This is a genomic window from Streptomyces sp. NPDC107546, assembly GCF_055639175.1.
The window spans coordinates 194,974-208,861 of sequence record NZ_JBVKBA010000003.1; the positions used below are offsets into that span (position 1 = coordinate 194,974).

The 13,888-nt window shown below is 69.4% G+C and carries 12 protein-coding genes; 7 read left to right on the top strand and 5 right to left on the bottom strand.

The window, feature by feature from the left end:
* Nucleotides 1-23 precede the first annotated feature (23 nt).
* Complete coding sequence (locus ACZ7L1_RS05715; protein WP_471434486.1) at nt 24-2,426, bottom strand: transglycosylase domain-containing protein; 2,403 nt, start codon at nt 2,424-2,426, stop codon at nt 24-26.
* A gap of 238 nt (nt 2,427-2,664) precedes the next feature.
* On the opposite strand from ACZ7L1_RS05715, the gene ACZ7L1_RS05720 reads away from it, so the two are divergent.
* The 5 genes from ACZ7L1_RS05720 (at nt 2,665) to ACZ7L1_RS05740 (ending at nt 7,608) form a co-directional block, all read left to right on the top strand.
* Nucleotides 2,665-3,600 carry an SPFH domain-containing protein gene (locus ACZ7L1_RS05720; protein WP_471434487.1) on the top strand — a complete coding sequence of 312 codons (936 nt, stop codon included), beginning with the start codon at nt 2,665-2,667 and terminating at the stop codon, nt 3,598-3,600.
* Complete coding sequence (locus ACZ7L1_RS05725; protein ID WP_471434489.1) at nt 3,597-3,845, top strand: type II toxin-antitoxin system antitoxin; 249 nt, start codon at nt 3,597-3,599, stop codon at nt 3,843-3,845. The genes ACZ7L1_RS05720 and ACZ7L1_RS05725 overlap by 4 nt, the downstream gene beginning before the upstream one ends.
* Nucleotides 3,846-4,067: 222 nt before the next feature.
* Nucleotides 4,068-4,592, top strand: a complete 525-nt coding sequence (locus ACZ7L1_RS05730) for a PadR family transcriptional regulator (protein WP_471434491.1) — start codon at nt 4,068-4,070, stop codon at nt 4,590-4,592.
* Nucleotides 4,589-5,278, top strand: a complete 690-nt coding sequence (locus tag ACZ7L1_RS05735) for an ABC transporter ATP-binding protein (protein WP_471434493.1) — start codon at nt 4,589-4,591, stop codon at nt 5,276-5,278. Before ACZ7L1_RS05730 ends, ACZ7L1_RS05735 begins: the two co-directional genes overlap by 4 nt.
* Nucleotides 5,275-7,608 (top strand): ABC transporter permease, encoded by a 2,334-nt coding sequence (locus ACZ7L1_RS05740; RefSeq protein ID WP_471434495.1) that lies wholly within the window; start codon nt 5,275-5,277, stop codon nt 7,606-7,608. The genes ACZ7L1_RS05735 and ACZ7L1_RS05740 overlap by 4 nt, the downstream gene beginning before the upstream one ends.
* Nucleotides 7,609-7,624: 16 nt before the next feature.
* Here ACZ7L1_RS05740 and ACZ7L1_RS05745 read toward each other — a convergent pair whose 3' ends face one another.
* Nucleotides 7,625-8,587: a LysR substrate-binding domain-containing protein gene (locus ACZ7L1_RS05745; protein ID WP_471434497.1), complete on the bottom strand. Its 963-nt coding sequence runs from the start codon at nt 8,585-8,587 to the stop codon at nt 7,625-7,627.
* A 152-nt stretch (nt 8,588-8,739) separates the two neighbouring features.
* Here ACZ7L1_RS05745 and ACZ7L1_RS05750 point away from each other — a divergent pair, with 152 nt between their 5' ends.
* Together ACZ7L1_RS05750 and ACZ7L1_RS05755 are read left to right on the top strand one after the other, a co-directional pair.
* Nucleotides 8,740-9,294 (top strand): peroxiredoxin, encoded by a 555-nt coding sequence (locus ACZ7L1_RS05750; protein WP_103838369.1) that lies wholly within the window; start codon nt 8,740-8,742, stop codon nt 9,292-9,294.
* A 3-nt stretch (nt 9,295-9,297) separates the two neighbouring features.
* Nucleotides 9,298-9,831: an alkyl hydroperoxide reductase gene (locus ACZ7L1_RS05755; RefSeq protein ID WP_471434499.1), complete on the top strand. Its 534-nt coding sequence runs from the start codon at nt 9,298-9,300 to the stop codon at nt 9,829-9,831.
* Between the two features lie 21 nt (nt 9,832-9,852).
* On the opposite strand, the gene ACZ7L1_RS05760 is transcribed toward ACZ7L1_RS05755, so the two are convergent.
* The 3 genes from ACZ7L1_RS05760 to ACZ7L1_RS05770 all read right to left on the bottom strand — a co-directional run bounded on the left by ACZ7L1_RS05760 (nt 9,853) and on the right by ACZ7L1_RS05770 (nt 13,848).
* Entirely contained in the window at nt 9,853-11,244 is a 1,392-nt protein-coding gene (locus ACZ7L1_RS05760; RefSeq protein WP_471434501.1) for an AI-2E family transporter, read from the bottom strand.
* A 173-nt stretch (nt 11,245-11,417) separates the two neighbouring features.
* Nucleotides 11,418-12,110 carry an aggregation-promoting factor C-terminal-like domain-containing protein gene (locus tag ACZ7L1_RS05765; RefSeq protein ID WP_471434502.1) on the bottom strand — a complete coding sequence of 231 codons (693 nt, stop codon included), beginning with the start codon at nt 12,108-12,110 and terminating at the stop codon, nt 11,418-11,420.
* 412 nt (nt 12,111-12,522) lie between these two features.
* A complete protein-coding gene (locus ACZ7L1_RS05770; RefSeq protein WP_471434504.1) occupies nt 12,523-13,848 on the bottom strand; it encodes a PhoH family protein in 1,326 nt (441 codons plus the stop codon).
* Nucleotides 13,849-13,888 lie beyond the last annotated feature (40 nt).

Sequence of the window (13,888 nt, forward strand, 5' to 3'; positions counted from 1 at the left end):
GCGCCCTTCGCGTACGACAGGGCCTACTGCCGACCGGGGTCGAGCGGATTCTCCGGCGGCGTCGGCGCCGACGGCGAGTCGGTCGGCGACGGCGGGGCCGAGCTCGTCGGAGGCTTGCTCGTCGTGGGCGAACTCGACGGCGGGGCCGAGCTCGTCGGAGGCTTGCTCGTCGGCTTCTGCGAGGTCGGCGACGGCGACGGCGTGGTGGTCGGCGACGGCGAGAGTGTCGGCGTCACGCTCGGCTGGACCGCCGCGCCCTGGGTGGTGTCCAGTTCGAACTTGGTGACCTGGCCCATCGCCTCGAAGGTGTACGCCGCCCAGATCAGGGCCGGATAGCTACCGCCGTTGATACGGCCGCTGGGGCTGCCCGGGACATGGCCCGTGGCGCCCGTCATGGGAACCTGGGCATGGGTCTTGGGGTCCTCGCCGAACAGGCCGACGGAGGTCACCAGGTTCGGCGTGAAGCCGGTGAACCAGGCCGACTTGTTGTTGTCGGACGTACCCGTCTTGCCGGCGACCTGCTGGCCGTCGCGCGCCGGGTTGGCCGCCACCGACGTCTTCGCCGTACCGTCGTCGACCACGCCGGTGAGCACCGAGGTCACCGTGTCTGCGGCCTGGGGAGTGATGACCTGGTCGCCTATCGGGTTCGGGAAGGTGACCGGGGTGTTGTCGCGCTCGGCCGACTTGATGATCGTCGGGGTGACCTTCTTGCCGTGGTTGTCGAGGGTGGCGTAGATGCCGGCCATCTCCATCGGGCTCGCGCCCATGGAGCCCAGCGTCTGCGCGGGAACCGCCTGCATTCCCTTGGTGTCCATGCCGAGCTTGCCGGCGACCTTCATCACCTCGGTCATGCCCACGTCGACACCCATCTGCGCGAAGACGGAGTTGACGGAGTCGTTCATCGCCGTCTGCACGGTGATGGGTCCGTAGTCCTGGTCGTCCTCGTTCGGCGGGGCGAAGCCGACCTTGGTGCCGTTGTCCACGACCTGGCGCCCGCTGGTGCCGTCGTAGATCGTGTTCGCGTCGATCTGTCGGCCGTCCTGGGTCTTGGCGCCCTCGTCCAGGGCGGCGGCGAGGATGACCGGCTTGAACGTGGAAGCGGGCTGGTAGTCCCGGCGCGTCGCGTTGTTGGTGTAGTGCTTGAAGTAGTCGACGCCGCCGTAGAGGGCGAGGACCTTGCCCGTCTTCGGGTCGACGGAGACGGCACCGGCCTGGACGGCGCCGTCGACAGCACGCTTCTTCTGGTCGAGCTTGCTGGTCAGTTGCTGCTTGACGGCCCGCTCCAGCTCGGTCTGCTTCTTCTTGTCGACGTTGAGCTTGATCGTCCAGCCGCCCTTGGTGATGAGCGCCTCGGCGTCGCTGAGGGTGGAGGCGGTGCCCTGGGCGACGAGCTGCCTCTCCAGCGCCGCGTTGGCCGCGTCGACCAGGTAGCCGGTCTGCCCCTCCATGCCGGGCGCGCCCTTGGGCGCGAGGGGCACCGGGAACTTCATGGCCTGGCGCTTGCCCGCGTCCAGCCAGTGCATCTGGACCATGTTGTTCAGGACGTAGTTCCAGCGCTGCTGCACCAGCGTCTTGCCGGTGTCGGTGGCGATCGCCCAGTCGTACTGGTTCGGCGCCTGGAGCAGGGCGGCCAGGTACGCGCCCTGCTCGACCGTGAGGTTCTTGGCGTCCTTGTGGTAGTAGGCCTGCGCCGCGGCCTGGATGCCGTAGGCGCCCCGCCCGTAGTAGCTGGTGTTGATGTAGCCCGCGAGGATGTAGTCCTTGGACTTCTTGCGGTCCAGCTTCAGGGAGATGACCAGTTCCTTCAGCTTGCGCGTGACGGTCTGGTTCTGGGTCAGGTAGTAGTTCTTGACGTACTGCTGGGTGATCGTCGAACCGCCCTGGGCGCCCTTGCCGGAGAGCGTGTTCAGGATGCCGCGGGCCGTGCCCCTCAGGTCGACGCCCGCGTCCTGGTAGAAGGTCTTGTTCTCGGCGGCGACGAAGGTGTGCTGGACGGGCTTGGGGACCTCGGCGAGGTCGACCGTCTCCCGGTTGAGCTTGCCGCTGCGGGTGAGGATCGAGCCGTCGCCGTACTTGTAGACGTTGCTCTGCAGCATGGCGTCGGCGTTCGCCGCCGGGATGGGAGTCATCACGTACAGCGCCACGAACGCGCCCATGACCAGCAGCACGAAGCCGAAGAGCGAGCCCAGGACCGTCTTCCAGGTGAAGAACCGGCGTATGCCGCTCTTACCGCCCCCGCCGCCCTTTCCGCGGCTCCTGGCGGCCCGCGCGGCGGCCCGGCCGCCGGCCGGCGCCCCGCCCGGGCCGACCGTGCCGACCGGGCCGACCGTGCCGACCGACGCGGACCGGGTCGTCCTGGGCGAGCTCTTGGGCGCCGCGCGGCGGCCACCGCGCTGCCGCGCTCGTCTCTCTTCCGCTCGTCCCATGGGTCGATCCGCTCCGCTTCACTCTCGTGCGTCACACAGGTGCGTGGTTCAGGTCAGCTCAGAAAACTAACACCGCGCGGTATGACAAAGGGTTGTCGATCACGTCTTTTACGGACGTGAGATCCAGCACCCGTCCCATCGGAACCGACGATCAGGAGAAGTGGAAGGTTGTCCAGAGGGGTAATGTGATAACACTTAGATAGATCGAAGCTAACGATGAAACCGGGGGAGACCACCCATGTCGACACAAGCCGCGTCCGCCTCCACGGACATACCGGAGATGCCCAGCCCGCGCGTGCGGGAGTTCCCGGCGCACAGCATCGGCGGTGGACTGGCGCTGCTGCTCGGACTGGTGGGGTTGACCCTGGGCGCCGGCCTGATCGCCGGCGGCGCGACGGTCACCGCGTCCGGCGTCAAGGCCGCGCTCATCGTCGCCGGTGTGCTGATCGGCCTCGCGGCGTTCCTCGCGATGTGCGGTCTGAACACGGTGGCGCCGGGCGAGGCACGGGTGGTGCAGCTCTTCGGGCGCTACCGCGGCACCATCCGGCAGGACGGGCTGCGCTGGGTGAACCCCTTCACCTCGCGCACGAAGATCTCGACCAGGGTCCGCAACCACGAGACCGCCGTCCTGAAGGTCAACGACGCCTACGGCAACCCGATCGAGCTGGCCGCGGTGGTGGTCTGGAAGGTGGAGGACACGGCCCAGGCCACCTTCGAGGTCGACGACTTCCTTGAGTTCGTCGCCACGCAGACCGAGGCGGCCGTGCGGCACATCGCGATCGAGTACCCGTACGACGCCCACGAGGAGGACGGGCTCTCGCTGCGCGGGAACGCCGAGGAGATCACCGAGAAGCTGGCCGCCGAGCTGCACGCGCGCGTCGAGGCCGCCGGCGTGCGGATCATCGAGTCGCGGTTCACGCACCTCGCGTACGCTCCGGAGATCGCGTCCGCGATGCTCCAGCGGCAGCAGGCCGGGGCGGTGGTCGCGGCGCGGCGGCAGATCGTCGACGGTGCAGTGGGGATGGTCGAGGCGGCGCTCGCCCGGATCGCGGAGCGGGACATCGTGGAGCTGGACGAGGAGCGGAAGGCGGCGATGGTGTCGAACCTGATGGTGGTGCTGTGCGGGGACCGGGCGCCGCAGCCGGTCCTGAACACGGGGTCCCTCTACCAGTGACGGCTCCCTCCGGGGGCGCGGACCCCCAGCGTCGGCCGCAGCAGCGCAAGCAGGTGCTGTTGCGGCTCGACCCGTCGGTGTACGAGGCGCTCGCCCGGTGGGCCTCGGACGAACTGCGCTCGGCGAACGCTCAGATCGAGTTCCTGTTGCGGCGGGCTCTGGCGGAGGCGGGGCGCCTGCCGCGCGAGGCCAAGCCGATACCCCGCCGGGGGCGACCGCCGGCTTCGCACGAACCGGAGGCGTAGGCGCCGTCCGGGGGCTCCGCCCCCCGGACCCGTATCGGCCTGCGGCCTCGTCCTGAAACTCCCCGGGCTCTTCGAGCAGGGGCCCCCTGGACGGGCTGGATCACGGCGAGCGTGTAGCAGAACCGTGACAATCGACCTTCACCTGCAGGGACTGACGCGCTGCCACGGCCTATACGCGCCATGTATACGCAAGGTGTATACGCCGTGTGTACAGTGCTCTGCATGTCCATCGGTCACACCCTCCTCGGACTCCTGGAGTCCGGGCCCCGCCACGGTTACGACCTGAAGCGGGCCTTCGACGAGAAGTTCGGTCATGACCGGCCGCTGCACTACGGCCAGGTCTACTCGACGATGTCCCGGCTGCTGAAGAACGGGCTCGTCGAGGTCGACGGGATCGAGCCCGGCGGCGGGCCGGAGCGCAAGCGGTACGCGATCACCGACGCCGGCGTCACCGACGTCCGGCGGTGGCTGGCGACGCCGGAGAAGCCCGAGCCGTATCTGCAGTCGACCCTGTACACCAAGGTCGTCATCGCCCTGCTCACGCACCGCGACGCGGCCGGCATCCTCGACACCCAACGCGCCGAGCACCTGCGGATGATGAGGATCCTGACCGACCGCAAACGCAAGGGCGACCTGGCCGACCAGCTGATCTGCGACCACGCCCTGTTCCACCTGGAGGCCGACCTGCGCTGGCTCGAGCTGACCGCCGCACGCCTGGCCAAGCTCGCCGAGGCGGTGGCCCGGTGACCGCTCCCGCTGGTTCCCTGCTCGCCGCCGAGGGCCTGCGCAAGGCGTACGGGCCCACCCTCGCCCTGGACGGCGCGGAGTTCTCCATCCACCCCGGCGAGATCGTCGCCGTCATGGGCCCCTCCGGGTCGGGCAAGTCGACCCTGCTGCACTGCCTGGCCGGGATCGTGCCGCCCGACGCCGGCTCCATCGTCTACAACGGCCGCGAGATGGCCGGTATGAGCGATGCCCAGCGCAGCCTGCTGCGCCGCAGCGAGTTCGGGTTCGTCTTCCAGTTCGGTCAGCTCGTCCCCGAACTGACCTGTGTGGAGAACGTGGCGCTGCCGCTGCGGCTGAACGGCACCTCCCGCAAACAGGCCGAGCAGGCCGCGCTGTCCTGGATGTCCCGGCTCGAGGTCGACGACCTCGCGGGCAAGCGTCCCGGTGAGATATCCGGCGGCCAGGGCCAGCGCGTGGCCGTGGCCCGCGCCCTGGTCACGGGCCCGCGCGTGCTCTTCGCCGACGAACCCACCGGTGCCCTCGACTCGCTCAACGGCGAGCGCGTGATGGAACTGCTCACCGAGGCGGCCCGCTCCACCAACGCCGCCGTCGTCCTGGTCACGCACGAGGCACGGGTGGCGGCCTACTCCGACCGCGAGATCGTCGTACGCGACGGCAAGTCACGGGACATGGAGCGCCTCGTATGAATGGGCGTCAGTGGTCAAGAGACCTGGTCATGGGCGCCAGGTTCGCGTTCAGCAGCGGGCGCGAGGGATGGGTCCGGCTCCTGCTGACCGGCTTCGGCGTCGGTCTCGGCGTGGCACTGCTGCTCCTCACCACCGCTCTCCCCGGCGCGATCAAGGTGCGGCATGCGCGGGACGACGCCCGCGCCGACCACACCTACAGCCAGGAACAGATGCCGAAGGCCGACAACACGCTGGTGATCGCGGACATCGAGGACACCTTCCGCGGCAAGGACGTCCGCGGGCGCCTGATGGAACCGGAGGGTCCCAGGGCGCCGCTGCCGCCCGGCCTGGACAGCTTCCCCAAGCCGGGCGAGATGGTCGTCTCCCCCGCGCTGAAGAAACTGCTGGCCTCCGGCAAGGGCGTCCTGCTGCGGCAGCGGCTGCCCTACCGGATCACCGGCACCATCGGGGAGAGCGGGCTCATCGGCTCGCAGGAACTGGCCTACTACGCAGGCGCCAAGGAGCTCGCGGGGAGGATCGACCCGCCGAACGTGGCCCGCATCAACGCGTTCGGCACGCCCGAGCCCCCGTCCGAGAAGACGGATCCCGTCCTGCTCCTGCTGACCCTGGTCGTCTTCGTCGTCCTGCTCATGCCCGTCGGCGTCTTCATCGCCGCGGCCGTGCGGTTCGGCGGCGAGCGGCGCGACCGCAGGCTGGCGGCCCTGCGACTCGTCGGTTCGGACAGCGGGATGACCCGTCGGATCGCCGCCGGCGAGGCACTCGCGGGGTCGCTCCTCGGGCTGCTCTTCGGCACTGCCTTCTTCCTGGTAGGACGTCAGCTCGCCGCCTCGGTCGAGGTGTTCGGAGTCAGCGTCTTTCCCAGCTACATGAACCCCTCCCCCGTGCTGGCCCTGCTCGTGGCGGTCGCGGTCCCGGCCGCGGCGGTGCTGGTCACCCTGTTCGCGCTGCGGGGCGTGGTCATCGAGCCGCTCGGCGTGGTGCGTACCGCCAGGCCCGCGCGGCGCCGGCTGTGGTGGCGCATCCTTCTGCCGCTGGGCGGGCTCGCGATGCTCTACCCGATGGTCGGCAAGGGTCACACCAACGGGAACTTCAACGAGTACCTGGTCGTCGGCGGTGTCCTGCTCCTGCTCATCGGCGTGACCGCGCTGCTGCCGTGGGTCGTCGAGACGGTCGTCGCCCGGCTGAACTCCGGCGGCGTTGCCTGGCAACTGGCGGTTCGCAGGCTCCAGCTGAGCAGCGGAACCGCCGCCCGCATGGTCAACGGCATCGCGGTGGCGGTGGCCGGAGCGATCGCCCTGCAGATGCTGTTCTCCGGTGTCGAGGGCGACTACACGAAGGAGTCCCGGCAGGACGTGACGCGGGCCCAGATGCAGGTGGCGGTGCCGGCCTACGTCCCGGTGGCGAAGGCCACCGAGGAGTTCAGCCGGACCAAGGGCGTCAGCCGGACCATCACCCTTTCCCAGGTGGAGCTCGGCGAACGACGCACGGACCCGCAGATCAACTCCGGAGTGACGGTGGGCGACTGTGCGGACCTGCGTGAGGTGGCGCAGCTCTCCTCGTGCCGCGACGGCGATGTCTTCCTGCTCCGCGGCGCACCGTACGACTCCGACACCCCGAAGATCGTCAAGCCGGGCCGCACCGTGTACCTCGACCCGAGCTACAGCGGCAACAGGAGGGGTCTGGAGGTCGCCTGGACGGTGCCGCAGGGCCTGAAGCAGGTCCAGACGCGCAAGGATCCGTCCGGGGTCGAGCGCGGTGGCCTGCTGTTCACCCGGGGTGCCCTGCCCAAGAAGCTGGACCGGGGTCGGTGGACACAGATGTACCTCGTGCTCGACCGCGCTGTGCCGGACGCACGTGAGTTCGTACGCAACACCGCCGCCCGGATCACTCCGCTCTCGGTCCCCATGAACTGGTCGGCCACCGAGGAGTCCGTGCGCTTCACCTCCATCCGCAGGGGGCTGTTCGTCGGTGCCACCTGCGTGTTGATGCTGATCGGCGCGAGCCTGCTGGTGTCCCAGCTGGAGCAGTTGCGCGAACGCAAGAAGCTGCTGTCGTCGCTGGTCGCCTTCGGCACCCGGCGCCGCACGCTGAGCCTGTCGGTGCTGTGGCAGACGGCGATCCCCATCGCGCTCGGTCTGCTGCTGGCCTCGGTGGTCGGTCTGGCACTGGGCGCCGTGCTGCTGAAGATGTCCGGCGCCACGGTGAGCGTCGACTGGGCGAGCGTGCTGACGATGACCGGCATCGGCGCGGGGGTCGTGCTGCTGGTGACCGCGCTCAGCCTGCCGCCGCTGCTGCGGCTGATGCGGCCGGACGGGCTGCGCACGGAGTAGCCGGTGCAGGGCCCGGTCAGTCGCCGGGCCCCAGCACCCGTACGGGGAGCGGCCGCAGCGCCTCGCGCAGGGACGCGGCCAGCTCCTCGTACTCCGGACCACGCGCGGCGCCCGCGCGCATGGCGAAGGCGACGCGCCGGGTGGGGGCCGGGTCGGCGAAGCAGCCGGTGAGGAGCCGGCCGTTGCGGGTGGTCTCCACCTCGACCGCGGTGCGGGGCAGCAGCGTGACGCCGAGGCCGCCCGCGACGAGCTGGACGAGGGTGGACAGCCCGGCCGCGGTCGTCGTCACGGGCACGTCCTCGCGGCCGGCCTCCCGGCAGATGTCGAGGGCCTGGTCGCGCAGGCAGTGGCCGTCGTCCAGGAGCAGCAGGTTCAGCTCGCGCAGCGCCTCGCGGGGTATCCCGTCCCGGCCGCCGAGCCAGTGGTCGAGCGGGGTGACCAGGACGAAGTCCTCGTCGAAGAGCGGGAGTTCCACGACGCCGGACACGCCGAGGGGGACGGCGAGCAGCAGCAGGTCGAGGCGGCCGGTGGTCAGCCCGTCGAGCAGGTTCGCGGTCTGCTCCTCGTGGACCTGGAGGTCCAGGTGCGGATAGCGGTCGTGGACGAGATTGAGGACGGTGGGCAGGAGGTACGGTGCCACCGTCGGGATCACGCCGAGCCGCAGCGCCCCGGTGAAGGGGGCGCGGACGGCCTCGGCCTCCTCCATCAGCGCGCCGACCTCCTCCAGCACCGCCTTGGCCCGTACGGCGAGGCGCTCACCGGCGGGTGACAGGAGCACCTTGCGGGTGGTGCGCTCCAGCAGGGTGACACCGAGCACCTCCTCAAGGGCGGAGACGGCGCCCGACAGGGCGGGCTGGCTCATGCCGATCGCGGCGGCGGCGTCCCGGAAGTGGAGATGCTCGGCGACGGCGGCGAAGGCGCGCAGCTGGGCGAGCGTGGGCTGGCGACGTCCGTTGGTCCTGGTCCCACCCACGGCCATGCTCTTACTCCCGGTCACTGATAGCCGACACCGATCAACCCGACCGAGTGTAGCTATTTCCCTAATCAATGCACCCTGTGCCAGCATCGGAACAGTCCAACCCATGAGAAGCACCTTGCGCTCGAGGTGCTTCTGTGCTGCAAGGAGAGCGTGTGCTCACTGTCGGTGACAAGTTCCCCGAGTTCGAACTGACCGCCTGCGTCTCGCTGGAGAAGGGCAAGGAGTTCGAGCAGATCAACCACAAGACCTACGAGGGCAAGTGGAAGATCGTCTTCGCATGGCCCAAGGACTTCACCTTCGTGTGCCCGACCGAGATCGCGGCCTTCGGCAAGCTGAACGACGAGTTCGCCGACCGTGACGCCCAGATCCTCGGGTTCTCCGGCGACTCCGAGTTCGTGCACCACGCCTGGCGCAAGGACCACCCCGACCTGCGCGAGCTGCCGTTCCCGATGATGGCCGACTCCAAGCACGAGCTGATGCGCGCGCTGGGCATCGAGGGTGAGGACGGCTTCGCGCAGCGTGCCGTCTTCGTCGTCGACCCGAACAACGAGATCCAGTTCACCATGGTGACGGCGGGCTCCGTGGGCCGTAACCCCAAGGAGGTCCTGCGGGTTCTGGACGCCCTGCAGACCGACGAGCTGTGCCCGTGCAACTGGAACAAGGGCGAGGAGACCCTCGACCCGGTCAAGCTGCTGGCCGGTGAGTGACGTATGTCCCTCGACTCCCTGAAGTCCGCCCTGCCGGACTACGCCAAGGACCTGAAGCTCAACCTGGGCTCGGTCATCGGCAACTCCGAGCTGCCGACGCAGCAGCTGTGGGGCACGGTGCTGGCGACGGCGATCGCGTCGCGCTCGGCGATCGTGCTGCGCGAGCTGGAGCCGGAGGCGAAGGCGAACCTCTCGCCGGAGGCGTACACCGCGGCGAAGTCCGCGGCGGCCGTCATGGCGATGAACAACGTCTTCTACCGCACGCGACACCTGCTGTCGGACCACGAGTACGGCAGCCTGCGCGCGGGGCTGCGGATGAACGTCATCGGCAACCCCGGGGTCGACAAGGTCGACTTCGAGCTGTGGTCGTTCGCGGTGTCCGCGATCAACGGCTGCGGGATGTGTCTGGACTCGCACGAGCAGGTGCTGCGGAAGGCGGGCGTCGAGCGTGAGGTCGTCCAGGAGGCCTTCAAGATCGCGTCTGTTGTCCAGGCGGTCGGTGTGACGCTGGACGCGGAGGCGGTTCTCTCCGAGTGATTCGGCCGTCGAGGGCCTCGCTCACCCTTGGTGGGCGGGGCCCTCGGCGTTTTCGTAGCCGTCCCTGGGGGCTGCGCCCTCAGACCCCTCTCCGGCCGGAACGGCTTCTTCCTCGATCTCCCTGAGAGGGGGCACCTCCAAACGGGCCGGTTGCTGCCGACCGGTGTCACCGAAGGCCTGTTCGGCGGCGTAGGAGCGCAGGTAGCCCACCACCGTGTTCGTCACCGCCACCAGCGGTACCGCCACCACTGCGCCGCCGATGCCGGCCACCATGCCGCCGGCCGCGACCGTCAGGACCACGGCGAGGGGGTGGACGCGGACCGCGCGGCCGAGGATGAACGGCTGGAGGATGTGGCCCTCGATCTGCTGGACCGCGAGGACGACCACGAGGGTCATCACCGCGGTGAAGACGCCGTGCGTCACCAGCGCCACGATCACCGCCAGCGCGCCGGAGGCGACGGCGCCCACCAGGGGGACGAAGGAGAACAGGAAGATGAAGACGGCCAGGGGGACGGCCATCGGCACGTTGAGGAAGTAGATGCCGATGCCGATGAAGATGGCGTCGATGAGGGCGACCAGGACCGTGCCCCGGACGTAGGCCGTGAGGGTGCGCCAGGCGCGCGGGCCGGCGCCGGCCACACCCGGGCGGGCGGCGGCGGGCACCAGCTTCAGGAACCACTGCCAGATCCGCTCGCCGTCGTAGAGCAGGAAGAGCGTCGAGAAGAACACCAGCAGGATGCCGGTCAGGGCCTCGACGATGACCTGAACGCCCTCCAGGCCTGCGGACGTTATCTGGTCCGTGTTGGCGCCGATCGCCTCGCGGAGGTTCTTGGCGATCTGGTTGATCTGCTTGTCGGTGACGTGGAAGGGGCTCTTCAGCAGCCAGTTGCGCAGGTCGTCGATGCCGTTCTGGATCTGGGTGGACAGCGCGTCGATGTTCTCCACGACCTGCCAGGTCACGAACCAGCCGAGCAGGCCCAAAAGGACGAAGCCCAGGATCACGGTGAGCGCGGTGGCCGGACCGCGCGGCACACCGCGACGTTTCAGCCGGGCGACCGTCGGCTGGAGCAGTGCGGTCATCAACAGCGCGATGACGAAGGCGAACACCACCAGCTGCACGGTGCTGATGACCCGCATCAGCACCCACACCGTGCCGGCGAGCACCAGGAGCCGCCAGCCGGCCTCGGCCGCCACCCGTACGCCCCAGGGCACGGCCTGGGCGGGGTCGGGGCGGGGTCCGCCGGCCACCGGCGGTGGCGGTGCGACGGGCGGCGGGGCCCCGTCCTGGGCGGGGCGTGACCGTCCGGGCTCGGTGTGCTCCTTCTCCACCTCGGCGCGGCGCTCATCCAGGCGCTCGCTGATCTCGGTCAGCCCGGCCCCGAGCCGACCCAGCCACCCTGGCACTCGCGACATGATCCGTCCTCTTCCCCCGCTTCCCCGGGTGCTCCCCACCACTCCCCCCTGGAGTCGTCGGTTCCGACCGTACATGGTGGGGGCGGCGGTCCCTGAGACGGCCGCAGCCCCTCACCCATAGACGGTGAGAGGCTGTGCAGGGTTGAGCGTCGCGCGCGGGCGGGACCGGCGGCTCAGTACCAGCTGTTGGCCTGCCAGAAGGACCAGGCCTGGCAGGGGCTGCCGTAGCGGCTGTCCATGTAGTTGAGGCCCCACTTGATCTGCGTGGCCGGGTTGGTCCGCCAGTCCGCACCGGCGGAGGCGTACTTGCCGGCCGGCAGCGCCTGGAAGAGGCCGTAGGCGCCGGAGGAGGCGTTGACCGCCTGGTAGTTCCAGCTGGACTCGTGGTTCACGATGTTGCTGAAGCACTGGAACTGGTCGGCCGCCACCATCTGACGGGCCATTGCCTGAATCTGCGCGACGGTGTACGAGCCCTGGACCGCGAAGCTGGAGGCGTCACGGCTCGCGCTGCGGCTGGCGGCCTCTGCCTCCTTGCGCGCCTTGGCTGCCTCTTCGGCCTGCTGCGCTGCCTTCTGCTTGGCGATCGCGTCCGCGGCCGCCTGCTTGCGGGCCGCTTCCTCGGCGTCCTTCTTGGCGAACGTGTCCGCGGCGATGGCCTGGGCGTCCGCCTGCTGCGTCAGCGACGCGGTCTGGACCTGGGCCTGCTGACCGGCGGGTATGTCGGCGAGGAGCGTCGAGTCGGCTGCGGTCGCCTCGGCGTCGTTCGTCTGGGCAGTGCTGCCCGAGGCGACTCCCACGACGCTTCCGACAGCGGTGACCGCCGTGGCCGAGGCCACTGCGAATCCCCGGACCGAGATCGGGCTCACACGGTTTCCTTCCAGCATCGCCCGCTTCGGTGACCCTGGCGGACGCGATCGTGCCCCTGACACTGGCCTCCCACCTGCGGGGTCACGGGAGGCACGGACCCGGTGGGCGACTCCCGCTGAGGGAGCGCCGTGTGGTGCTCGGGCGGCATACGACGGCTCTATGCAGTTGGTGTTCCTGTGGCGTAGTACCGCTGGGGGTACAACTGTGTCGTATGCGGGGCCTGACAGGAACGAGACTCTGCCGTAATCCGGCGCCGCGTTGCAATTCCGAGATGCGTGTGAAAGCTCACATCCCGTTTGGACCACGGAATTCTCGGGATCTCCCGCACACGACAGCGCCGCCCGGCTAGGCTCTACGCCTTTGCCGGACGGCGCCAACTCATGGGTTGCTATCCCATGTTGAACACTTGGGTCAGATCTGCCCGTCCTCGAGCATTTCGGTCACAAGGGCAGCGATCTGGGACCTCTCGGACCGGGTGAGTGTGACATGCGCGAAGAGCGGATGCCCCTTCAGTTTCTCCACGACGGCGACGACTCCGTCATATCGCCCGACTCGCAGATTGTCCCTTTGCGCCACATCATGGGTCAGAACGACCCGCGAATTGGCGCCGATTCGGGACAGAACGGTCAGCAGCACGTTCCGTTCGAGTGACTGCGCCTCGTCCACGATCACGAACGCGTCGTGCAGCGAGCGGCCGCGGATGTGCGTGAGCGGGAGGACCTCCAGCATCCCGCGCGCGGTGATCTCTTCGATGACCTCGCGAGTGGTGACCGCGGAGAGGGTGTCGAACACCGCCTGCGCCCAGGGGCTCATCTTCTCGGCCTCGGAGCCCGGCAGATAGCCGAGCTCCTGCCCGCCCACCGCGTACAGCGGGCGGAAGACCATCACCTTCTGGTGCTGCCGCCGCTCCAGCACGGCCTCCAGTCCCGCGCACAGCGCGAGCGCCGACTTGCCGGTGCCGGCCCGGCCGCCCATCGACACGATCCCGACGTCCGGGTCGAGCAGCAGGTCGAGCGCGATCCGCTGCTCGGCGCTGCGTCCCTTGATGCCGAACGCCTCCCGGTCCCCGCGCACCAGGCGGACGTCACCCTCCGCCGTGACCCGGCCGAGCGCCTTGCCCCGCTCCGACTGGATGGTCAGACCGGTGTGCACGGGCAGGTCGGCCACCTCGGGGACGTGCAGGTGGCCGTCCTCGAAGAGGATGTCCACCTGTTCGGCGGACAGGGTCAGTTCGGACATCCCGGTCCAGCCGGAGGAGTCCGTGATGGCCAGTTCCGCGCGGTACTCCTCGGCGAGGAGGCCGATGGAGGACGCCTTGATCCGAAGCGGAAGGTCCTTCGACACGACGGTGACGTCGAACCCCTCCGCCTGCAGGTTGCGGGCGACCGCGAGGATGCGCGTGTCGTTGTCCCCGAGGCGGTAGCCGCTGGGCAGAACACTGGCGTCCGAGTGGTTGAGCTCCACCCGGACGGTTCCGCCGAGGTCCCCGATCGGGATGGGGGCGTCGAGCCGGCCGTGCCGTACCCGGTAGTCGTCCAGGTGGCGCAGGGCCTGCCGGGCGAAGTAGCCGAGTTCGGGATGGTGCCGCTTGGCCTCCAGCTCCGTGACCACCACGATCGGAAGCACGACCTCGTGCTCCTCGAAGCGGGTCATGGCATTGGGGTCGGCCAGCAGGACGCTGGTGTCGAGAACGTAGGTGCGCCGGTCTGGCTTGGGGCGCTTTGTGCTGGTCACCACGGAAGGACGTACCCCCTCGGATGAGGTCGGGGAGCGACGA

Bases quoted from the DNA above. Each gene is read 5' to 3' on its own strand.
- ACZ7L1_RS05720 (WP_471434487.1), top strand. From the start codon at position 2,665: ATGTCGACACAAGCCGCGTCCGCCTCCACGGACATACCGGAGATGCCC.
- ACZ7L1_RS05730 (WP_471434491.1), top strand. From the start codon at position 4,068: ATGTCCATCGGTCACACCCTCCTCGGACTCCTGGAGTCCGGGCCCCGC.
- ACZ7L1_RS05740 (WP_471434495.1), top strand. From the start codon at position 5,275: ATGAATGGGCGTCAGTGGTCAAGAGACCTGGTCATGGGCGCCAGGTTC.
- ACZ7L1_RS05755 (WP_471434499.1), top strand. From the start codon at position 9,298: ATGTCCCTCGACTCCCTGAAGTCCGCCCTGCCGGACTACGCCAAGGAC.
- ACZ7L1_RS05715 (WP_471434486.1), bottom strand. From the start codon at position 2,426: ATGGGACGAGCGGAAGAGAGACGAGCGCGGCAGCGCGGTGGCCGCCGC.
- ACZ7L1_RS05760 (WP_471434501.1), bottom strand. From the start codon at position 11,244: ATGTCGCGAGTGCCAGGGTGGCTGGGTCGGCTCGGGGCCGGGCTGACC.
- ACZ7L1_RS05745 (WP_471434497.1), bottom strand. From the start codon at position 8,587: ATGGCCGTGGGTGGGACCAGGACCAACGGACGTCGCCAGCCCACGCTC.